Raw genomic sequence first — 23,574 nt, 5'->3', positions numbered from 1 at the left:
ACTACAATGATGGCTGTGGCAGTAGGGTTCACAGCCACGTCATGCGACAGTATTTTGGACGAAGACGATGTGGACTGCTCTGTGGAATACAGGGTGAAGTTTAAGTATGATTATAACATGAAGTATGCCGATGCTTTCTCTCGCGAGGTAAGCAGTGTTGCTCTTTATGCTTTTGATGACAACGGCAAGCTGGTATACCAGAAAACTGAGGCAGGCGATGCTTTGGCCGCCGACGGCTACTCGATGGTGGTCGATATGGAGCCGGGCGATTACCACCTTATAACATGGGCGGGTTTGAGCGATGAGGCCTCATTCTCCGTTCCTTTGATTACGCAGGGAGTGTCTTCGTTGGAAGAACTTCAATGTAAAATGGACCGCATTTACTCTCGCGCAGCCGACGGAAGCGCTGTGGTAAGCAGCAAACTTTCTTCTTTGTGGCATGGCGAGGTTACCAAACAGTCGTTTACCCGCGCGGCAACCCAACAAGTGGTGACTGTTCCTTTGGTGAAGAACACCAATACCATCCGCGTTATCCTCCAGCAAATGGATGGGGTAACGGTAGATGTAGATAAATTTGAATTTACGATTACGGACGACAACGGTTTGATGAACTACGACAACAAACTGATTTCGGACGAAACTCTGACATATTATCCTTATTACCGTGCACAGGGCGGTACGGTGGTAGACAAGTCGGCACGTGCCGAAGGCGACACGGCTGGCGAAGATGACAACATCAGCGTGGCGATTGCCCAAATCACAGTGGGCCGGTTGGTGGAGGAAAACAACCCCAAGCTGACTATTACCAATACCGAGACCGGCGAAACGGTTCTCTCCATCCCCTTAGTGAAATACCTGTTGCTCACCGAAGCCGAAGGTCATGACATGACTAACCAGGAGTATCTCGACCGTCAGGATGAGTACAACATGACTTTCTTCTTAGACGAAAGTATGAAATGGATTAATACCCGCATCATTATCAATGACTGGGTGGTTCGTTTCAATGATATGAATATGTAATGTGTGTGTAACGCGTAACAAAAAGAAATTATGAAGAAATGGTACTCATATATAATATTACTCCTCGTTTGTATCGGGTTTGCTTCGTGTCAGGACAATGGCATGGTGCCCGAACCGCAGACCGACGGACGGGTGAGCGTGCACTTGCAGATTGCATTGCCGGGGGGAGACCCGGCAGAATGGGGGGCACAGGCACGAGACTTTACGGATGGTGGCACGGATGATACAACGGAGGGACAAAAGACAATCATTAAAGATGATGTCTATGTATTGGTATTCCAAGGAAACTCTTTTAAAGGGAGAGTTCCAATTGCATCTGTTACCACTCAGTCAGGCAATTCTAACGTGAAGGTTTTGGAAGGTACGTTTGATGCAACAGGTCTTTTCGGCAGCTCCTTGAAATTGGTGGTTTTAGCCAACTTAAGTCAGAATGGAGTTGATGCTGATTTCAGAGAAGGCATCTCGGAGTCTGAGCTTTATAACTCTTTGATTTATTCTTATGATGGAACTCAGACTCCGTGGAACACTGATGAAACGTCATCGGATTATCGTCGTATTCCGATGTGGGGAGCTACCTCAGCATTTACTTTATCTGCTAACCAATTAACTCAGTCTTGCGATATGCACCGTGCGGTGGCTAAACTGGGATTCTTGATAGATGGTGGTAAGGGTTATGGAAATAAATTTAAGATTACCGGAATTACCATTAAAGAGGCTATGAATAAAGGCAAATGTAAGTCTGATGCTACTCTCAGTAACAATTATTATATAGTTCCTGATGTGCCGGTTGATGCCGAAACTCAAACTATCAAATACGAAAGACTTAATGTCACCACTTCATACGAAAATAAGATTTATCTGCCGGAACAGGATATTGCTAAAAGACCTTTGACTATTACTGTAGCCTACGAACAAAACGGCGTAGTAAAGGAGAAAAATATAGAATTTTCTGAGAATGTGATTCGTAACTATTCATACATATATAATATTACGGTGAAGGATGAAAACATCATCGTTTTGTCATACGATGTTTATGCTTGGCAGGCTGGAGGCAGTGTAATTGTTCCGCCATTTGAATAAATAAGTAGAGGAGGAAAAAGTATGAAAAGAAACAATTTATATATGCAGTTTAAGTATGTAGTTTTGCTGACTCTACTTGTATCGGGCATGATTTCGTGTGCTGACGATTCGCTTGTTCCTGATGCACAGGTAGGAGGCAGGGAAGTTACAATAAGCATGGAGTTGTCTGTACCTGAAAGGGATTCGGTAAATATTTCAACTCGTGCTATAGATTTGACAGCTCAAGTCTCAGATTTTTATTTGTTTATTTTTGATGCAGGTTCGGAGAAGTTGGTAAGCAAATACTATTTTGCCAGTGGTGAAACGAATAGTGTTTCTGAGTATAGTACAAATGCAAATGCTGTCATTTCACGAAATGAAAATGGAGAAGCTGGTACGTTGTCAAATATTATCACGAGCTCGGGCGAACGGATTATTATGGGGGTTGCCAATGTGAATATGAAAGTTGGTTCAGCTATTCTTGATGATTTAAATGAAGTGACAAATGTAACCGGGCTTAAAACTGCGTTGGCAAAGGAACCGACTGTGACTCCTTCCACATTTACAATGAGTGGATATTATAGTGCCGGCACTGCTTTGTCTAGTGATGGTAGGGTTACCATTTCTAAGGATGGACAATTAGGTGGAACGATTCATTTGGTTCGTGTTGATGCAAGTATAAAATTTGATGTGGATACCAGTAGCGACAGTCAGGGAAAATTCACGTTGGCAAGCTGGCAGGTAGTGAATGCGCCACGTGAAGTGCATTTGTTTTCTACCGGAGAAGAAGTTGATGAGGCTGCGTATTATAATTCTGTGACTAGTTATGACTTTGCCAATAAGGGAGAGTTTAGTTTTTATGTGCAGGAAAGATGTGCCGGGGCTCAAAAAGAGGTGGAGGCTTATGGTGATCGTGCTGCATGGAGTGAGGTAAAGGATTCCGGCAAAGAGAGTGAAAGGAAAGTTTTCACCAATGCGCCTTCCAATGCCACATACGTGTTGTTGAAAGGACATTTTTCCGGAAAGTCTTATGTAACAGATGAAAATGGGAAAAAATCAGATGCTCCTGTTACGGTAGATGCCGATGTACAATATTATATTCTGCTTGGAGAAAACTCAGGTAATGATTATAATAGCTACATTACTAATCGCAATACGCAATATACCTATATCGTTCGGGTAAAAGGTGTGAATGAAATAACAGTGGAAGTAAATACTAAATCAGAGAACCGCCCGGATGCGGAAGGTGATGTCGTTATATTTGATGGAGGACAACCTGTGCCGTTTGATTCGCATTATGGTACCGCTGTTTTGGAATTTACAAAAGCACAGATTGAAACAGCTAAAAGGCTGAAGAGTTTTGGTTATGCTGTCAATACGCCTTACGGTAGTATTGCTTATAGAGAAGATGATACGGAGACGGCAGAACAGAAACGTTATTCCAATTGGGTGAAATTTGTTAAAGAAACGACTTATAGTGATGGTAAGTATTATCCATATCCGTATACGAAAGCTAGAAAAGGCAATAAGAAAATAATGACTGTTAAGGAATTCTTGGATGATTTGAAGCAGAATGCCAGTTATGATAACAATAAAGTCCGTTATACGGTTTATGTGGATGAAAACTATTATGAGACAAATCCGAAGACAAATGATGTTGCTTCATGGAAAGAATTTGTGAATACGGATGACCGTAAGTTATTGATTTTGGCAAACACAAAGATAAGCTCAGATGGACGGAGCAGTGTGACTTCTGCTGCTTATGTGTTGCGCCAAAAGGCAATATTGACCATTTATAATAAAGATGCGTCGGGATTGAATCGTGCTTGGGGACTGGAATCAATAGAAGAGAATTTGACAGAAGGAAGTAAAACAATGCCGAAAGGTACAAACATTACATCTGGTCAGGATGAAAAATATGGTCGTAAGAATACCCTTAGCACGGTTTATTATCCTAATAATGAAAATGCTTGGACGACCCTTATTGATGATAGAGGGTATCTGACATTTAAAATTGATAAGAAGGCACAGAATATGATATATGCTTGTATGCAGCGTAATAGAGATTTGAATGGAGATGGAAAGATTACAGCCGATGAGGTTCGCTGGTATGTACCTTCTCTGTATCAATATCAGCAAATGTATATAGGAATGTATGGCATTAATGACCAGGCTGCTCGTCTGTACTTTAATGAAGCGATTGGTGATAATAGAAAGTGGGAGTATAAACATTATATTTCTAGTTACAATCAGCAAATATTATGGGCCGAGGAGGGATTGTCGAACGGTTCTAAAAATGATTCTTTTGATTCAAAGTTCTATGTTCGCTGTGTGCGTGACCTCGGTGTAGATGTATCTGAAACGGATAGAGATAATATCAAGTGGGATGATGAAAATCAATATCAGAATATTTTCACCAAGTCTGATGAGACTATTGAATTGACCTATTTGAATAGAGCGTCTGTACGCGAGAGTTTGGAGTCTAAAGAGATAGATGGGCATTGTACCACTTTTAGTGAAAATAATAGGCCGGCTATTAAATTTACATATAATAAGTCTCTAACAGAAAAGGTTAAATTCAAAGAAGAGAATACAAAGGCTGAGAATGGGCGGAGTACTGTTTGTGGTAAAACTTTTGGAAGCTCATGGCGTATTCCGACTTTGACAGAAGTGAATATAATGATGCAGGCTACTTCTTCAGAAACGATTAAAGGGGATGCTGAAATTTTATTAACACGTACTAAATTTGAATTTTGGAAATGGAACGACCAAGAAACCAAAGATAATATACCAACTAACTCGCTTGTGACTAAATGGAATTCTAAGGGGCAAGATCGTTATTCGGGTCGTTATGCTCATGTTTACAAGTCTTTGTTCTATCTGGCTAATGGTTTTTCATATAACTGGACTCGGGATGGGCATGGTAAACTTTATAATGATGGGACTAATGATCAAAACATACAAGGAAAGATTCGATGTGTACGCGATGGAAATTAATCTAAGAATTAGAAGAAATTGATACTATGGATATTTGTATTAAATGACATGGAAACTTAAACTGTATGTTTTTTAAAGGGTCTTTCTTTCGTCAAAACCGGATAGCTGAAACAAAGCCCGAAAACGATTGGAAATCAATCGGATATCGGGCAAAAAAACACTATCTTTGTTCTAACTTTTGCAGACGAATCAATAATGAAGATGCATCGATTTACATTCATAGCCCTGCTGCTGGTTCTTCTTGCTTCATGCGGAGGGAAAAAGCAGGAAAATGGGAACGCCGACAAAGCCGGTGAGAAGAAAACATTGGCTTTTACATTGCCCGAAGTGCCTGTTATGCTACAGTCTGCCGAAGACAGGCTGCATTTTGTGGTGAATCACTATTGGGATAAGTTTGAGTTTAAAGATACGGCTTATATCCATGTGCCCGACGTCACGGAGCAGGCAATGGCGAATTATATTGATTTGCTGACACGTGTGCCGCAGGCAATGGCGGATTCTTGTGTGACCCGCACTTTGCAGAGTGCATCTGCAGAACCGAAAATGCTGGACTATTTTGTCGAAACATTGCGTAAGTATCTTTTCGACCCTAATTCTCCCATGAGAAATGAAGAGCTGTTTGAGCCGGTGTGCCGTTTCGTTACTGCTTATGCATCGGCGGATGAGGCGGCACAGAGCCGTGCACGCTATGACTTGAAGCTGATTAACATGAACCGGGTGGGTGGTGTTGCTGCCGATTTTGTCTATACACTGGCTTCGGGAGCACAACGGCGTATGCATGATTTACGTAGCCCTTATACGTTGCTGTTGTTTTATAATCCTGATTGTCATGGGTGTGCAGAGGTGTTGGCCCACATGAAATCATCTCCTGTGCTCACTGATGAGGAGATTATGAAGCAGGTCAGGATTCTGGCTTTTTATCCTGATGAAGAGCATGAGGTATGGGAGAATCATCAGGACATGATTCCCTCCAAGTGGATAAACGGTTATGATAAGGAATTGACTGTACTGAACAGGGAACTGTATGACTTGAAAGCTATGCCGACCCTTTATTTGCTTGATAAAGATAAAAAAGTATTGCTGAAGGATGCGCCGGTGGAACAAGTGGAGCAATATTTGGCACAAGTGCTTGGCAAGTAATTATTCCGGCTTTTCCATCAGCATTTTGTTGCTGAAGGTGGACGGAGTGGTGCCATAGAAATCGACAAAGTGTTTGCGGAACGTAGCAAGGTCGCTGTATCCCACCATTTCGGCTATATCTTGAACGGTGTAACGCCGGCTGCGCAACAACTCGGCAGCACGTTTCAGACGAACGCCCCGAATAAATTCGCTGATGGTGAAATTAGTAATCATCTTCACCCGACGGTAGAGGGTAGGTTGGCTGATGACCATGATGTCTGCCAGCTTTTTCACGTTGAAATCGGGGTTTTTCATGTTTTCATTGATAATTCTTACTATTTCCATGATGAACGGATCTTCGGGGAACCGGATTCCGGCTTCTTCTGTTTTCTCTTCCGATGATGATTCCGACTCGGGACCGGGAGTAAGAAGTCGGGTATATATTTCCTTCAATTCTGCGCGGCTCTTGATGAGACGTTTGACTTTAGTGCGCAGTATGTTGGGGTTGAAAGGTTTCTGGATGTAATCGTCGGCACCCAGCTCGATTCCTTTCATTACATTCGCCTCTTCGGTGAGGGCGGTCAGCAGAATGACGGGGATGTGGCAGGTGGTAAGGTTTTCTTTTACCAACTGGCAGCACTTGAAACCGTCCATTACCGGCATCATGATATCGGTAATGATTAAATCGGGTACTTCTTCGCACGCTTTTTTGAAGCCTTCTTCACCATTCTCGGCCATCAGCAAGTTGTATTCGTTACCGAATATCAGTTTCAGATACAGACGTATCTCCAGATGGTCTTCTATAATTAATAAGGTGTACTGTTTCTTTGCTTCGACTGTGGAAACCGGAGTTTGGACCGAATCGGCGGTTTCAGTCTGGGGTGGCAAATCAGGAATCGAGGATATGATTGGTGGGGAGGGCCGCTTTTGGAGTGCTGCACGTAAAATAGCGAGGTCAATATGGAGCCGTCTGAAAATAAAATAGACAATAAGCAGCACTATGACAAGGAATATTGTCAATATACCGCATAGGATAGCCCAAGTGTTGGGATTCCATGCACTGCTTGTCGAAAGATAGATGAAAATCATGCCCCTATGAGTCGAATTTTGTTTTGACTGAACAAAGATACGGTTTTTCTTGTTGGGAAAGCAATACTTTTGGAAAAAAGTGAACCATCCAGAGAATCGCTTATTCTTCAGGATGGTTCTATAATAAAAAATGATATGAAGGGGCTTTAGTATAATTGAAGAAATACATCGTTTATTTCTTCGATACAAAGATACGAATAAAAAATAGAAAAACAAACATTTTAGAGAAAAAATGAATGATATACCTATATTTTTGATTAAAATACCTATGTATTTGATAAAAAATACCTTTGTAGTCTCATTCAAGTAGCGAAGACGATAAAGAAAAGGAGGCTGCAATGTGTTTTCGCACCTGAGCATTAAATAAAAAATAAATTGCTTAATTCATTGTGGTATAAAAGATAATGTCTATCTTTGCACCCGCGAAACGAATAAATTATATATCAACAAATCTAAAAATTATGTATTTAGACGCAGCTAAAAAACAAGAAATCTTTGAAAAGTACGGAAAGTCTAACACTGATACTGGCTCAGCAGAAGCGCAGATTGCTTTGTTTTCATACCGTATTTCTCACCTGACTGAGCACCTGAAGCTCAACAGAAAAGATTATAGCACTGAAAGAGCTTTGACAACTTTGGTAGGTAAGCGCCGTGCGTTGCTGAACTACTTGAAGGATCGCGATATCGAAAGATACCGTGCTATCGTTAAGGCACTTGGATTGCGTAAGTAATCCATTCTTTAGGAAAGGACTTAAGAAAAGCCGCTGCTCTGAAAAGAGAAGCGGCTTTTTTTATGGGGCTATTTTACTTAGAACAGGTCGTACTCGATGGCGTCCTTGGTTATCTTTTCATTGGCTTCTATGCGTATGTAGCGCGCTTTTGCCGGTTTCTTAAAGTAGTGGTAACGGCAAGTGGGGTCATTCTTCAGATTTCCGAATTCAAATGTTTCTGTAAGAATCCAGTCTTTTCCATTCTCACTGAGCTTGACGCTTCCTTTGACACTCATCGGCATTGCATCATTTATCTGTGGAGTATACATCAGTCCGGATATGGAATAAGGACGGTCTGCCTGCAGAGTCACCACAGTAGGTCTTTCCTGTTTGATCTTCCATTCCTTTTTAAGGTATCCCAGTTGCTGCTGACACACTTCTTCCTTTTCGTTGTTCAGCAGAGCGACAGCTTTCACCATTCCGCTTTCCAAAGCAAACGGTTGGGTGTATTCTTTTGATTCTGCTGTAGGAGTACTTCCGTCTGTAGTATAATGAATCTTGAATCCGGCGTTCAAATTCCGGGCAATGTCCTGTGTATATGTTTTCCATCCGAATTTTTGTTGCATGGTGCTGATGGTTACGTTACCTTCTGTATTTCGTTTTACCTCCAGACGGGGCGGATGGGCTGTATAGTGATAGGCTGCTACTTGGCAAATGGCCGGCTTCATGCGAGATTCCAAAATACGCAGTCTGAATTTATTGCTGGTTACATCGGGAAAACGGAGGATGCGTTTGTAGCCGATGTTGGTGCCGGTTGCCACTTCTTGCCAGGCATTGTCTGTCCATGCGTCCAGGGCATGCTTTTCTACTCGTTCACTGCTCACGGTGATGGCTTCCTGAATAAGGAAACGGTTGATAGTGACAGGATCGGGGGTCTCAATAACAATTTCTTTCTTGTCCGGGCCGACTACGATATAGGTGTCTGTATTGTTGTCCAGCAGTTCCTTCGGACCCTCGGCTCCTTGCAGGTAATCGGTAGTATAGGTTTGGCTGATCCGTTTTCCTACTTCTTTCAGCACATTGACATCTTGTGCCGAAAAGCGTCCTTCACGGTTGGGAGGAATATTGAGCAGAAAAGTGGAATTGCCGCCTACGGCACGTTCGTATATGTCGAATACATCATCGACAGAGCGGACACGCTGACGGTCATCATCGCGGTAGAACCAGCCTTCACGGATGGAGGTGTTGGTTTCGGCTTGCTGGTAGTGCAGATACTTGGCCTTGCAGAGTTGTGTGCGGCTGCCTAAATCTTCGTCAGTCATATCCGGGAAATGAGAAGTGGTGTCGGGATTTTCCGGGTAAGGGATGACATTCCATTCGGTATCTCGGGTTCTTCCCGATTCGTTTCCGCACCAGCGGATGTCTTCGCGGCCGAAAATAACAGCTTGAGGGGCTAGTTTATGAATCAGTTCTTTCCAGGCGGAGTAGTTATATTTCTGTCCGCCTTTGCGCTTGGGGTGTGCACCGTCAAACCATACTTCGTGAATGGGACCGTATTCGGTGAGCAATTCAAACAGTTGGTTCATGAAATATTCATTATAGTCATCAAGCATGAACCGGAAGGTGGCCTTGTTGGTGAACGGACGCCCGGGCACTTCCCGAGGAATGGTGCGCTCGGTGTATGGACTCAGGTTGCCATAGAGACCTTGAGGATGTTCTATCTGGTATAAATCGGCAGGAGAAAGGTATACGCCTAATTTTAATCCGTATTTTTGGCAGGATGCGGAGAGGTCTTTCAGTATATCTCCCTTGCCTTCGCGGAAATCTGTGGACATGATACCGTGACGGGTATAGCGGCTTTGCCATAATACGAATCCGTCATGGTGTTTGGCTGTGAATATGACCATTTTCATGCCTGCCGCTTTCATGGCTTCGCACCATTGGTCGGTGTCCAGTTGTTTCAAATCGAAGATGCGGGGGTCTTCCATGCCGTTTCCCCACTCCATGCGGGTAAAGGTATTGGGACCGAAATGGATGAAAGCGATGAATTCATTTTTCAAAGCTTCCATTTGCATCGGGCTGGGAACAATATGCGCGGCTTTTTCCATAATGATTTCCGGGGTGTCTGTACTTTCTATTGCTATCGTGTTTTGGCATGGCAGGGTCAGAGCCGGACGATTCTTTTCTGCACAGGCTGCAAAGAGCATGCCTACGCCGAAAAGACTGCTGTATAAAAATGTTTTTTTCATTTTTTGTAAATGATTGATGTTATGGTTTATATTATTTTCGAGTAAAAACATAGACATTGCCGCCGAAATCAGTAGCGACCAAGGCGTTTCCGGATGCAGCTACCGAACTGAATACCGGTGAGCCTGTGGCATGTTTCCAAGTGATTTTTCCGGTTGCTTTATCTACTCCATAGATGGTTCCGTCTGATGCACCTACTGCTATCATCTTGCCTGCCAGGACAGGGGTGGTCTCTATGGTGCCCGATACAGGGCGGCTGTAGGGCGAGGTATAAATCAGGGCATCTCCTACGGGGCATTTCCATTTTTCTTCCAGTGTCTGGTTGTCCAAAGCTACCAGTCCCTCTTTGGCTGTGCCGAAAATGATCTCTTTATCGGTTAGAAGAGGAGTGGAGGTAACATCTACACTATAAGGTAAGGTCTTGCGGACAATGATTCTTCCGGTCCGGGCCTCTATAATAAAGCAGGCTTTATTGGAAATCAAATAGAGCAGTCCGTTGTGAATCGCTGCCGACGCACCCCGGTTACGCAGTCCGTGGTTGCTTGCACTCCAAAGCTTCTTGCCTGTTTTCAGGTCGTTGGCATACAAGGCACTCCATTGAACAGAGCCTATCACGACTCCACTGCCTACAGACAGGGTCGTTGTGGTTCCTTCACGCTGGTTCCAGTCGTTATTTCTCCATATCAGTTTTCCGGTCCGTGCTTCAAAGGCCGACAATGCTTTTCCGGTTCCGGCATACACGATTCCCTTGTCGGTAGCCAGTCCTTCAATCAGTCCGGGCAGGCCGTTTACCGGCAGTTGGGTTTTCCAGCGGAGTGTTCCGCTCTCGCAATCTACGGCATACAGGTTACCCAAAACATCTTGGGCAAATACGATATCATCAGTAATGGCTATTGTATTTTTGATGGAGCTTGCTACCGGATATTTCCATACTATTTTTCCGCTTGCTCCGTCCATGGCATAAATAAAAGCTTTTCCTTTTAAATCTTCATCTATGGAAGCGGTAAAGATTTTGCCGTTATGTATTAACGGAGAGGACATATAGAGGTTGGCGCCCACATTTCTGACCCATGCCAGCGAAAGTGTGCTGTCCAGTTGGGCGGTAGAGATTCCGGTATGGGCGGCATTTCCTGCCAGGTTGTCCCAATTGCCATCCAGTTTTACTGTGGTCTCTCCGGGAAGGTAAACAAAGTTTGTTTCTGTTTTTGTCGTTTCTCCGTTTTTGAATTCTGCCACTACCTGTAAGGTCAGTTTCTTTCCTTTATACTGTTCTTTCAGTGGCATATCGGCACTCCATGTCCAGTCCGATACCTGGGTCAGCGGTTTGTTTTTCAAGATTGTCCTTGTTCCGTCTGTGCAGGTATAGCTGGCTTTGCGTACGGGCGATACCGAGGAGTAAACATTGGCTGTAACAACGCGTGACGCCGACTCTCCGACGGGTGAGGCGATACATAATTTCTTGTCCAGGTAAGTATAGCGTAACTCGCTGGTAAAGTCTCCCTTGCCGTCTACGTGCATGACCCGGTAGGCACTGGTGGAATGGTCAATCCCCCCTTTGTCGAGGCTGGAAGTGCAGATGGTATATACGTTGCCCTGTTTCTTTTTGTGGTTGATGTGCCAATGCCCATATATCCAGGCTTTCAGGTTGTATTCGTTCAGGTTGATACTTTCAGTCTTTCCTTTATAAGTGAAGTCGTTTCCGTAAGTCAATATATCATGGTTGAATATATAGATGGGGGTTTCCGGCGAGACATGTGCCAAGTCATTCTTTAACCAACGGCATACATCGTCTTTGGTATATCCCGGGCGGTAATCTCCTCCCGGCATGGGAGTGACGATATAGTGTACACCTGCCACATCGAATGAATAATATACCGGACCATAGTATTTTTCGAAACACTCTTCTCCATATTTTCCTTTTACCAGGTCGTGGTTACCGATGCAATAGAACATGGGTATGTTCATATTTTGGGTATTCATCAGTTCGATATGTTCCTTTAATCCCTTTTCATAGCAGATGTCGCCGGTATGTATGATAAAAGCCGGTTTTTCATTGGCGGCATATTGGCGGATGTTCTCGGCCCATGCTTCGTTGCCGGTAGTATTGAATATTTCGGTATCCGATACCTGTATAAAACGGTGTGCTCCTTTCTTGCCGATGCCTGCCTGATAAGGGATGAGACCGAAATCGTAATTTTCGTCAGTCGTTGTGATGGGGTGATAATGTTTGCCACCGGCTTTATAGCCGGAGGGGAGAGTGATGAAAACAAATCGTTCACGTTCGTGTCCAGGCAAGGTATATATACCGTTTGCATCGGTTTTTACCACGTTCAGCCCGTCGGATACTTTGACGTCTTTCAGCACTTTTTCTCCTTTATCGAAACTTCCGTTGTGGTTCTTATCCACAAAAACACGCCCGTGGTGGGCGGCGGCAGCCGGCAGCGAAGCTGCCAATAACATTGAAAATATAAATTCTTTTTTCATATCTTTCTTTCCAGATGATTTCTTATTTCTGAACTCGTTTCCAGCTCTTTTTTAGTCTTAGAATCTGATTTTGGCATCCTCAATACTCGAAACCAACGGGAATACACCGATTGAATCGTTCATGTTCAGTTCCTCGGGTGTGGGAGGAAGGAAACCTGCTTTTGTTCCCTTGATATCTGCTTCGTCTTCGGTCAGAGTGACAATAGCATAAAGCGGTTTGTCATAGGTCATGGAATAGTTCAGGATAGGATAACGCTTGTTGATTTCCGCTGGATAGCGTTTCTCTGTTTGCGAAGGTTTGTCTATCCATACATACGATGCACTGTTTATCTGCACATAGGTGATACCGTCTATTTTCTTTGTATAGTTGCTGTGATTATGTCCGCTGAAGGCCAATACCACCTTTTTGGATCCGGCACGCTTGTTTTCTCCGGCAAGGAGTGCATGTACTTCTTTACCGTTGTTCATAAAGGTATCGATACTTTGGTGAGAGAAGATGATACACTTCTTATCGGTCGATTCCAGGTCTTTTTTCAGCCATTCCATTTGCTCCGGGTCTACGAAGGCTCTCATCTTGGGATTCACATAATAGTTGGCTTTGGAATAGTGAGTGTATTTTTTTCCATCATACAAGTTGTTTCCATCCAGCACGATAAAGTGGAAGTCTCCTTTGTCGAATGAGTAATAGCGTCCGGGCATTTTCATTCCTGCTACGTACTCATCGGGAGTATAAGCATCCATGTCGTGATTGCCGATGGTGTGATATTTGTCTCTCGGAAAACTGTTCCAGATGTCATGAAACACTTGATTGGCACTGTCCAGACGACAGAAGTCACCCAACTCTATGATGAAGTCTGCATTGGCGTTTTGGGCGGCACGTACAAAACTGCTTAATCGTTCTTTTCCGTCCGGGACATCTTGTGCGTGGAAGTCGGATGCGATGGCGAATGTGACCGTTTTCTCTTGCTGGCTGCAACTGCAAAAGCAGGCAGTGCATAACATTAAAAAGAGTGCGATGAGGTTGTTCTTTTTCATTGTGATATATTTAGCTATTTGTTATACAATCAAAGCCGTCCGCCAACAGGTTTTGGCTTCTATACCTGTTGTGCGGATATCGGCTCATTTATTTTCTTAATTTTTCCACCACTTGTTTTGAACCAGGTTGTTATTCAGTGTAATAGGATGATGCAAAGTAATTGAAAATGATGAGATGCATCAATAAACGATTCAGATAAAGGATAGTCTTAAATCGATATAGGTCTTAAATTGTAGTTTGCAGGAGCTACTTTTAGAGGGAACTCTGCAAGAAAATAAAATATTATAAAGGCTCAATATCTGGATTCACAGCTTCATTTTACTTGGCTACAAGTGCTATGGAAATAAATGCGGAATTCAGTAATTATTCATTTGTGGGTTAGGCTGGTATAACATAATGGTATAGAGTAACTAATGTTTCCGGTTAGACTCTTTGTAGGTTTGTGGGGTGAGTCCGGTCTGCTTTTTGAATAACTTAATGAAATACGAGTAATTGTCATATCCCAGTGTGTAGGCTATTTCCTTGATGGCAAGGTCTTTGGTGATGAGCAGTAGTTGTGCTTTCTCTATTTTCTTTTTGACGATATACTGTAAGGGGGTTGTTTTCATTTCGCTTTTGAACAGACGGATGAAGTGGTCTTTCGAAAGGCAGGAAAGTCCGGCCAAAGTATCAATGTCAATGTTTTTGTCTATATTCTTGCGTATAAAGTTGACTACATTAATGATACGGTTGTCGCTGGTGGAGTCTTTTGGTCGTGCGTCTTTTAAGAAGCGGGAGATTAGCATGTAGATGATGCCTTTGGAGGCTACTTTATTATGAAAAGCTCTCTGTTTGTTTTTTATGATATTTTGTATCAGGGTAGGGGTATTGTCGTAAGTAGCGGGATTGGAATGTGGAAGCTGAATAGCGGGATTCATTTCATGTAATAGTTTGATCAGTTCCAAATCCAGTGGACCGGCCGGAACTTCAGTGGGGAAGTCCAAATCTTCCAAGATGCTGGTGGCGGAAGAATGGTCTTCGTAAATGTGCAGATAGTAATGTTCAAAATCTCCTTCACAATGACAATTGTGACAGGTAAATGCAGGAATAATATATAAGTGGTGGGGAGAAAGTGTTATGGTTCGGTCGGGAAGAGTCACTTCTGCCATACCTTTTGTAACATAATAGATACGAAAGAACGGGCTGTTTACCTCTGTCCAGTTCCAGTCGGAATGATGAATCGCATAGCCGATATTAAGTAGCAGAGGATGAAATGTGTCTGTTTCCTGAAGTATGTCCATAGGGTTATTTAAACAGTTGTTTTTTTACAAAAGTATAAAAAAATATCGATTTTGTATTGTTTGTGGCAGATTTATTGCTACTGATTGTGTTTTCTTTTTAAAGGACGTATCAGAGTTGGTTGGAGCATGATGTGGCGTGTTTTTCAGGCTTTTACTGTTAGAAGGGCAAAAAGGGACAGATTATACGGTAATATTATTTTTGCTTTGAAAAACCGTAAATACTGTCCCTTGTTTATGAGAATGAGTGTGTTTAGTCGGGAAATGCTATGCTTTTTGAGGATAATGCAGATTTTCATCGGTCATCTTTTCGAGCACTTCATGCAGATAGCGTGCTGATTCCCATTTGGCCATAGGCAGGTCGTGCAGCAGGCAGTTACCGCAGTCTTTGGGAGCGGTACCCGGCACTTCGCCTTCAAACTCAGCAACGAAACGGAAGGTTTCTTGCATCAGTTCTACGATGTCTTTTGATTCTAAGTCGCCTTTCATCAGCAAATAATTGCCTGTGAGACAGCCCATCGGACCCCAATAGACTATCTTGTCGCCCCATACTGGGTGGTTGCGCAGGAAAGTGGCGGCCAAATGTTCGATGGTGTGCAGTGCTCCCTGACCTAAGGCCGGCTCGCGGTTGGGTTCTTTCATGCGGATATCGAAAGTGGTGACGGTGTCGCCTCCTACTTGGTCTTTTCTAGAGACGTAGATGCCGCGCAGAAGACGGATGTGGTCAATGGTAAAACTGGGTATTGTTTTCATATTTCTGTTTTTATTATAAGTTTGCTGGTAATGAATGGAGGAAAATGCGGGTTACCTCGAATGAACGGTCGGCAATGGTGTCCCAAAAGTTGGTGTATTGTTCCCAATGATTGTCGGCACCCGGAGTGTCACTGATAATGCGGAAACTGATAAACGGTACCTTATATATATAACAAATCTGGGCAATGGCTCCTGATTCCATATCTACGGCCAGTCCTTCGGGGAAGGCTGACTTGATGGTATTGAGTTCTTGGCGGTCGGTGATAAATTTGTCTCCGCTGCAGATGAGTCCGCCGTGGATGGCTGTTTCTGTGTCTAATGACATGGCGCAGTTGAACAATGTTTCGTTGCCTTCAAACAGGGCGGGAAGTCCTTGGATTTGTCCGTAGGCATTTCCTTCGCCGCACCACACGTCATGGTAGACGATTTGGCGGCTGGCAACTACATCCATCACTTTCAGGCAATTGTCTATACCTCCTGCCACACCGGTGCTGATAATGCAATCGGGGTGGAAGTTGCGGATTAGTTCTACCGTGCCGGCGGCGGCATTCACTTTTCCGATACCGCATTTCATCAGGATAATCGTGTTGTTTTGAATTGTTCCTTCTGTATACAGGAACGGCCCTTCGGCATATTCTTTCTTGTTGTCGAGCAGTTGTTCCACCTGTTTTTGCTCGGCACTCATTGCAGTTATAATTCCTATTTTCATAATTCAACTTTATTTCAGATGCAAATGTACGCAATTTATCAGAGTATATCGTATCTTTGCAGCGTTAATAAACAGATATACTTATGAACTTATTTAAAAGAATACTACCTGATATAGTAGTGATTATCTTATTTGCCGTCATCTCGTTTGTTTACTTTTTCCCGGCTGTGACCGAGGGACGTGTTCTGTCTCAGCATGATGCGGTGGCGGGAATAGGTGCCGGCGAGGAATCGAAAGAGTACTTGGAACGTACAGGAGAGCGTACGCGCTGGACAAATTCGATTTTTGGCGGTATGCCTACCTATCAGATGGCTCCCAGCTACCATTCCACTGATATGCTGAAAGGGGTGGAGAGTCTGTATCATTTGTATTTGCCCGCTTATGTGTGGTATGTGTTTGTGATGATGCTGGGTTTCTATATTCTGTTGCGCGCTTTTGACTTCTCGGTGTGGCTTGCTTCATTGGGAGCGATTATATGGGCTTTTTCTTCTTATTTCTTCATTATTATTGCGGCCGGTCACATCTGGAAATTTGTAACATTGGCTTATATTCCGCCTACCATTGCTGGTATGGTGCTGGTCTACAGGGGGAAATACCTGTCGGGCGGCTTGCTGACAGCCATATTCGTTGCTTTACAAATTGTGTCGAACCATGTGCAGATGAGTTATTATTTCTTGTTTGTGATGTTGTTTATGGCAGTGGCTTTCGGAATTTCTGCTTACCAGAAGAAAGAACTTCCTCGTTTTTTCAAGGCGACAGGTGTGTTGGTGGTAGCGGGTGTATTGGGAGTATGTATCAATCTGTCCAATCTTTATCATACCTATGAATATAGTAAGGAGACGATGCGTGGAAAGAGCGAATTGGTAAAGCCGGATACGCATAATCAGACTAAAAGTGGATTGGAACGCGACTATATTACGCAATGGAGCTATGGTATCGGTGAAACATTTTCTTTGCTGGTGCCTAATGTGAAAGGTGGTGCGTCAGTGCCTCTTGCTGCTAATGAGAAGGCAATGGAAAAGGCTAATCCGATGTATGGAAGCATTTACAACCAGCTTGGACAATATTGGGGCGAGCAGCCCGGAACGTCAGGTCCGGTATATGTGGGGGCGTTTGTAATGTTTCTGTTTATTTTGGGCTTGTTTATCGTAAAAGGCCCGATGAAATGGGCACTTTTAGCTGCAACGGTATTGTCTGTGCTCCTTTCTTGGGGAAAGAATTTTATGGGATTTACGGATTTTTTCCTTGATTATATTCCGATGTATGATAAGTTTCGTGCGGTATCTTCTATTTTGGTAATTGCCGAATTTACAATTCCGTTGTTGGCAATGCTGGCGTTAAAGCAGATTATTGCACGTCCGCAAATAGTGAAAGAACAGGCGAGGGCGTTTTATATCAGCTTCGGACTCACAGGCGGTGTGGCTTTGCTGTTTGCACTGGCTCCGCGTTTTTTCTTCCCTTCTTATGTGTCGAGCATGGAAATGCAGGCTTTGCAGAGCATCCCGGCTGACCAGCTGGCTCCACTGATAGCCAATTTGGAAGAGATTCGTGTGAGTATTTTCACTTCGGATGCTTGGCGCAGTTTCTTTGTGGTGGCAATCGGGGCTGCGTTACTGTGGCTTTATGGAATGGGTAAGTTGAAAGCAAAGCTGACGATTGGTGTATTGTTGCTGCTTTGTCTGGTGGAGATGTGGGATGTGAACAAGCGTTATCTGTATGATGCGCAGTTTGTGCCTCAAACAGCCCGGACGGAAGGCTTCCGGCCGACCGATACGGATAAGGCTATTTTGGAGGATAAGACATTGGACTATCGGGTACTGAATTTGGCTTCGAATACATTTAACGAGAATAATACTTCTTACTGGCATAAGAGCATAGGCGGTTATCATGCTGCGAAGTTGCGTCGTTATCAGGAGATGATAGAGGAACATNTTGCGTCGTTATCAGGAGATGATAGAGGAACATATCAGTCCTGAAATGAGCAATCTGTTCAAGGCCGTGTCTGAGGCCGGTGGCGATATGGCAAAGGTGGATGCGTCTGCTTTCCCGGTGCTGAATATGCTGAATACGCGTTATTTCATTTTCCCTTTGCAGGGGGGGAAGACTATGCCGTTGCAAAATCCTTATACATTGGGTAATGCGTGGTTTGTGGACGAGGTGCAGTATGTAAATAATGCGAACGAGGAAATAGACGCTTTACATAAAGTGGCACCTGCAAAGGTGGCGGTGGTCGACAAGAAGTTTGCAGAGCTGGTAAAGCAGACTGCGGCTCCTGACTCGTTGAGTTCCGTTACGTTGGTGGCTTACGAACCGAATGACTTGAAGTATGAGGTTGACTCGGAGAAGGGGGGCGTTGTTGTTTTCTCCGAAATCTATTATCCGGGTTGGCAGGCTTATATTGATGGGGTTGAGGCACCTCACGGCAGGGCGGACTATATTCTGCGTGCTATGAATGTGCCGGCAGGAAAACATACGGTTGAGTTTAAGTTCGACCCGAAGTCGCTGCATACGACAGAAACAATTGCTTTTATTGCTTTGGGATTATTGGCAGTAGCGGTGTTGCTATTGCTGGTTTTGCGGGGAAAAGCTTTATGTCGCTCCTGATTATTTTCCTTGTTGTATTTAATCAGAGCCCATCGCTTTTATTTATAAGCCAGACGCACCACAAACCAAGCATGGTGCAGCACGGTGCTGACCAGTCCGTAATGCTTCACCATGATGCGGAAACGCTCTTTCAGTGAGGCTTTATGGTTTCGGGTGGTCATTCCTTCGCTCAGATAGTCAATGAGGGTGAGATGTGTATTATGCAATACTTTCGCCTTCTTCATGATGCGGATGCACCAGTCAAAGTCTGCCGAAAAGCGGTAGTGTAAATCGTATGGTTCTTCTAAGGCCAGTTCTCTGCGTGCAAAGAAGGCCTGATGGCAGACCAGCATGCCTTTCTTGAAACTCTTCCAATGGAGTGTTTCGGGAGCAGAGAGACGGCGTTTGTAAAGGAAATGCCCTTCACTGTCCACTATGTCTGTTTCGCCATAAATTACATCCGGCAGTATCGTTCCGGTCAGGGAATGAGCGATTTGTAAAAGTGTATCATCTTCATGAAGTCCGTCTCCGGCATTCAGAAAACAAAGGTAGTCTCCTGTTGCCAGTTTGATGCCTTTATTCATGGCATCATATAAACCTTTGTCGGGTTCGCTGACAACGGTATGTATGTGCTCTCTGTATTTGTTGACGATAGTCAATGTGCCGTCGGTGGAGCCTCCGTCCACGATAATATATTCTACGTTCTTATAAGATTGGGTGACAATGCTTTGTATCGTGTCTTCCAGCACTTTCTCCGCATTATAGGTCACGGTGATGATGGAGAACTTGGGATGAGGATGAATATTATGCATGGCTTCCTGTAATCTTATTATAGATATCGATATATCTCATTGAAATAGTGCTTTCGGAATAGCTGGAGAGTGCTTTTCGGCAAGCTTCCTCGCTCAAGCTGTCGTATTCGCCTTCGGTCAATGTCCAACGGATACCATTGGCGAGGTCTTTAGCCGATTGGTATTCGGCCACATACCCATTGTGCAGATGGTCTATCATTTGGGGGATGCCTCCTACATGAAAGCCGACACAGGGGATGCCGCATGCCATTGCTTCTACAATGGTGTTGGGAAGATTGTCCTGTAAGGAAGGAGTGACGTAGAGGTCGACAGCATTATAGATATCCACCAGTTCCTTTTCGTTGCTCACATAGTTCATCGGATAAATGGGGAAAGGAAATAAGGAGGCATACTGCTCGGCTTGTTTACCGAACACTACGACACCCAATTGTTTACTTAACCCGGGGTCTTGAGAGGCAAGAATCTTGCATGCTTCTACCAGATAGTCAATGCCTTTCCGCTTGTCGGTGATTTTCACCGAGCCAAAGAGCAATAACTTCCTGTCTTGCGGCAGATGGCATTTTTCCCGTGCCTGCTGCTTGCTGCGCGGTCTGAACAAGTTGGTATTGATGGCATTGGGGATATTGGTGATGGTTTGCCCTTTCAGCAGTTCGCTTTGTTTTGCCATGGCTTCCAGCCAACGGCTGCATGCCACGAATGTGATGTTTGCCCCGTCAAACAGTTTCCTTTTCTTCTCAAAAATGCGATAGGAAAGGTCTTTCTTTCCTCCTTTAAACAATAGAGGACAGTGATGGCATTCGTGGGTATATTTGTCGCAATCGCCTGCATAATGGCAAATGCCGGTGAAAGGCCACATGTCATGCATAGTCCACACGATGGGTTTGCCCGACTCTATGATGCGGCGTATATCTGTCAGCGAGAGCATACCTTGATTAATCCAGTGCAAATGAATCACATCTGCCTGATTGAACTCGGGGAGTGCGGAAATGTTTGTACCTGTGTTGGCAATGTCTACGGCAAAAAGATTATGCTTTTTAAAATGGTTCGCTTTCCAGATGACGATGCGTTCCCAAATGAATTGCCATACTTTCCACCATGATTTCTTCAGTTGAACCACGCTAATCCGGTCGGTCTGTTTGTCGCGGACGAGCATTTTGGCTTTTATCCCATTGTTTCTCAGGGCTTCCATCAGGCGGTGGGCTGCAATGGCGGCGCCTCCTGTTCGCTCAGACGTATTGATGATAAGTACTCTCATGTGCATTAACGTTTATGCAAAGGTACGTTTTTTAGAAGAAATGTTTGATATCTCTGATAAGCTTTCTGCTATCTCGCGCGAAAAGATTTCGAGATTGAAGCGTTCTTCCGCCAGCTTGCGTGCATTGGCTCCCATTTTTCGTGCCTCTTCGGGATGGTCTGCCATGTAGCGGATGGCATTTATCCATCCTTGTACGTCGCCGTATTCTACAGTGATGCCGATTCCCTCTTTGTCAATGTCAACTTCGAAATTGGGATTACGGGAACAAATGACAGGAAGACCGAGTGCGAATGCTTCTACCAGGGTGGTCAGCCCCACTGTGTAAGGAAAGTCGAGGCAACAGATAACAATGCAACTCTTACAGGCTACCATTTTTGCCAGCTCGTAAGGGATGATGCCGCCGGTGTAATGGATATGAACCGATTCAGAGAGGGAGAAACTTTCAATAATCTCTTTGTAGTTGATATGTCCACATTGGGGGGAGATATATAAATCAAATTCTTCTTCTGTCGCTACAAAAGCCTGTAAAAGGGTACTTACATCTCTGTTTTCCTTTCCTGTAGAGACAAAACCCAGTGTTTTCCGGTCGGGTATCTCTGCCAGTAGATGGTCATAAAAAGCTAAATCCGGGCCCCAATGGATTAATTCCATTTTTAGGGGTGAAGCTTTCAGAGACAGAAGGGAATCTTTTATTAGCTTTTGACTGAAAAAGTACATTTTATCAATTCCGGTATAGAAAAAACGCGATACTGCTTCCCTAAGTTTATTTGAGGAACGGCTTACGGCTGTGTGATGCCAAATGGCGATAGGCTTCCGGTATAGCCCGAGTGCACGTAGAAAGATAATCAGCTCCAGTCCTCTGAAAGAAGTGCCATATATTGCATCGTAGTGTTCCTTGCAGCATAGAATCTCTTTGGCTGTGTATAAGGCCAATTTTAAACGGCCGTTTATCGCTTTGTAGCGGTGGAGAATGCAGTCGATGCCATTCTTTTTGAGTAATGGCAATCCGTATAAGATATGTCCCGGATGCCGGTACTGTTCCCATTCTTGAAGTGCCGGTTTGATGGGGCGGGTATGATAATAATATATTTTCATATTAATTTGCAATATCCATGTATTGATTATATGGGCAAAAGTAGTGGTTTTCAGCGAAACATCGTACAAAGTCGTAGATTATTTGTATTTTTGCGCAACATACTAAACAAGGAGAATTAATAATGAAGAAAGTCGTATTTTTAGGGTTAGGTTATATCGGCCTGCCTACGGCTGCCGTAGCAGCTGCTCATGGATATGAGGTGGTTGGTGTAGATGTGAATCCTACAGTAGTGGAAACTATTAATCAGGGGAAAATACATATTGTAGAGCCGGACTTGGGGAAAATTGTAAACGATGTTGTACGTGACGGACATTTCAGAGCCGTATCCAAACCCGAGGCTGCTGACGCTTTTTTTATTGTTGTACCTACTCCTTTTAAGCAGAATCACCGTGCCGATATCACTTATGTGGAGGCTGCAACACGGTCTGTGATACCTTATTTGCAAGAGGGCAACTTGTTTGTGATAGAATCTACTTCTCCTGTTTATACGACGGAACGTATGGCAGAACTTATTTATAAAGAACGTCCCGAGTTGAAAGATAAGATATACATTGCTTACTGTCCTGAACGGGTTTTGCCCGGAAATACACTTTATGAGTTGGTACATAATGACCGGGTGATTGGCGGTATCACTCCGGCGTCTACCGATAAGGCGGTTGAGTTTTATGCTGCTTTCGTACAGGGAAAGTTGCATAAGACGAATGCCCGCACAGCCGAAATGTGCAAATTGACAGAGAACTCATCCCGCGACTCTCAAATAGCTTTTGCAAATGAATTGTCTATGATTTGTGACAAGGCGGGAATCAATGTTTGGGAGCTGATAGAATTGGCCAATAAACATCCGCGTGTAAATATCTTGCAGCCCGGTTGTGGTGTCGGTGGTCATTGTATTGCCGTCGATCCGTGGTTTATTGTATCCGATTATCCGGAACAAGCGCAATTAATCAAGCGTGCCCGTGAAACCAACGACTATAAGGCGGATTGGTGTGCCAATAAGGTATTGGAAACATGTCAGAACTTCGTTGAAAAGAATGAGCGCGAACCGGTGGTGGCATGTATGGGATTGGCTTTCAAACCCAATATTGATGATTTGCGCGAGTCTCCTGCAAAATATATTGCTTCACGCATCGTCTCTGAGTCCAGAGCTGATGTGTTGATAGTAGAACCTAATATTACATCGCATCCCAGTTTTCATCTGACAGACTATAAGGAGGCTTATCATAAGGCGGATATCATCGTATGGCTGGTTAGGCATAGTGTGTTTGTAGGGATGCCTGAAGAAGAAGGAAAACTTGAATTGGATTTCTGCGGAGTCAGAAAGTAACGGG

At 43.9% G+C, this 23,574-nt stretch carries 16 protein-coding genes and 1 pseudogene; 7 read left to right on the top strand and 10 right to left on the bottom strand.

From position 1 onward, the window contains the following. The first annotated feature begins 6 nt into the window (after positions 1–6). The 4 genes from IR173_RS17180 (at position 7) to IR173_RS17165 (ending at position 6,216) form a co-directional block, all read left to right on the top strand. Positions 7–1,020: a FimB/Mfa2 family fimbrial subunit gene (locus IR173_RS17180; RefSeq protein WP_237040739.1), complete on the top strand. Its 1,014-nt coding sequence runs from the start codon at positions 7–9 to the stop codon at positions 1,018–1,020. Positions 1,021–1,050: 30 nt separating this feature from the next. After that, complete coding sequence (locus IR173_RS17175) at positions 1,051–2,100, top strand: BF2992 family fimbrillin-A clan protein (protein ID WP_237040738.1); 1,050 nt, start codon at positions 1,051–1,053, stop codon at positions 2,098–2,100. Between the two features lie 21 nt (positions 2,101–2,121). Next, positions 2,122–5,076, top strand: a complete 2,955-nt coding sequence (locus tag IR173_RS17170) for a hypothetical protein (protein ID WP_237040737.1) — start codon at positions 2,122–2,124, stop codon at positions 5,074–5,076. A 195-nt stretch (positions 5,077–5,271) separates the two neighbouring features. Next, complete coding sequence (locus tag IR173_RS17165; RefSeq protein ID WP_237040736.1) at positions 5,272–6,216, top strand: DUF5106 domain-containing protein; 945 nt, start codon at positions 5,272–5,274, stop codon at positions 6,214–6,216. Here the strand turns inward: IR173_RS17165 and IR173_RS17160 are convergent, their stop codons facing one another. Next, positions 6,217–7,284: a response regulator gene (locus IR173_RS17160; RefSeq protein ID WP_237040735.1), complete on the bottom strand. Its 1,068-nt coding sequence runs from the start codon at positions 7,282–7,284 to the stop codon at positions 6,217–6,219. It lies immediately after the preceding gene. A gap of 461 nt (positions 7,285–7,745) precedes the next feature. Here IR173_RS17160 and rpsO point away from each other — a divergent pair, with 461 nt between their 5' ends. Beyond that, the gene (gene rpsO / locus IR173_RS17155) at positions 7,746–8,015 is read left to right on the top strand and encodes a 30S ribosomal protein S15 (RefSeq protein WP_005943869.1); all 270 of its coding nucleotides are present in this window, start codon (positions 7,746–7,748) and stop codon (positions 8,013–8,015) included. Between the two features lie 77 nt (positions 8,016–8,092). Here rpsO and IR173_RS17150 read toward each other — a convergent pair whose 3' ends face one another. From IR173_RS17150 to IR173_RS17125, 6 genes are all read right to left on the bottom strand, one after another. Then, positions 8,093–10,243, bottom strand: coding sequence for an alpha-L-fucosidase (locus IR173_RS17150; protein ID WP_237040734.1), 2,151 nt, complete (start codon positions 10,241–10,243; stop codon positions 8,093–8,095). Positions 10,244–10,274: 31 nt separating this feature from the next. Continuing rightward, the gene (locus tag IR173_RS17145) at positions 10,275–12,725 is read right to left on the bottom strand and encodes an outer membrane protein assembly factor BamB family protein (protein ID WP_237040733.1); all 2,451 of its coding nucleotides are present in this window, start codon (positions 12,723–12,725) and stop codon (positions 10,275–10,277) included. 57 nt (positions 12,726–12,782) lie between these two features. Then, a complete protein-coding gene (locus IR173_RS17140; RefSeq protein WP_237040732.1) occupies positions 12,783–13,760 on the bottom strand; it encodes a metallophosphoesterase family protein in 978 nt (325 codons plus the stop codon). Between the two features lie 411 nt (positions 13,761–14,171). Then, entirely contained in the window at positions 14,172–15,041 is an 870-nt protein-coding gene (locus tag IR173_RS17135; RefSeq protein WP_237040731.1) for a helix-turn-helix domain-containing protein, read from the bottom strand. Positions 15,042–15,305: 264 nt separating this feature from the next. Further along, on the bottom strand, positions 15,306–15,791 hold the full coding sequence (locus IR173_RS17130; protein ID WP_237040730.1) for an S-ribosylhomocysteine lyase: 486 nt from the start codon (positions 15,789–15,791) through the stop codon (positions 15,306–15,308). A gap of 13 nt (positions 15,792–15,804) precedes the next feature. After that, on the bottom strand, positions 15,805–16,500 hold the full coding sequence (locus IR173_RS17125; protein WP_237040729.1) for a 5'-methylthioadenosine/adenosylhomocysteine nucleosidase: 696 nt from the start codon (positions 16,498–16,500) through the stop codon (positions 15,805–15,807). Between the two features lie 83 nt (positions 16,501–16,583). On the opposite strand from IR173_RS17125, the pseudogene IR173_RS17120 reads away from it, so the two are divergent. Continuing rightward, positions 16,584–19,104 (top strand): annotated as a pseudogene (locus tag IR173_RS17120) (YfhO family protein). A 38-nt stretch (positions 19,105–19,142) separates the two neighbouring features. Here IR173_RS17120 and IR173_RS17115 read toward each other — a convergent pair. Genes IR173_RS17115 through IR173_RS17105 form a run of 3 tightly spaced genes read right to left on the bottom strand, consistent with a single transcriptional unit; the run spans position 19,143 to position 22,245 of the window. After that, positions 19,143–19,895, bottom strand: a complete 753-nt coding sequence (locus IR173_RS17115; RefSeq protein WP_237040728.1) for a glycosyltransferase family 2 protein — start codon at positions 19,893–19,895, stop codon at positions 19,143–19,145. Continuing rightward, positions 19,888–21,150 (bottom strand): glycosyltransferase family 4 protein, encoded by a 1,263-nt coding sequence (locus IR173_RS17110; protein ID WP_237040727.1) that lies wholly within the window; start codon positions 21,148–21,150, stop codon positions 19,888–19,890. Before IR173_RS17110 ends, IR173_RS17115 begins: the two co-directional genes overlap by 8 nt. Before the next feature lie 12 nt (positions 21,151–21,162). Continuing rightward, entirely contained in the window at positions 21,163–22,245 is a 1,083-nt protein-coding gene (locus IR173_RS17105) for a glycosyltransferase family 4 protein (protein ID WP_237040726.1), read from the bottom strand. Between the two features lie 122 nt (positions 22,246–22,367). Between IR173_RS17105 and wecC the strand changes: the two genes are divergently transcribed. Further along, on the top strand, positions 22,368–23,570 hold the full coding sequence (gene wecC / locus IR173_RS17100; protein WP_237040725.1) for a UDP-N-acetyl-D-mannosamine dehydrogenase: 1,203 nt from the start codon (positions 22,368–22,370) through the stop codon (positions 23,568–23,570). Positions 23,571–23,574 lie beyond the last annotated feature (4 nt).

The sequence above is a fragment of the Phocaeicola faecalis genome, from assembly GCF_021730445.1.
Classification (GTDB): Bacteria; Bacteroidota; Bacteroidia; order Bacteroidales; family Bacteroidaceae; genus Phocaeicola; species Phocaeicola faecalis.
This window is presented reverse-complemented; position numbering and strand designations above follow the sequence as displayed.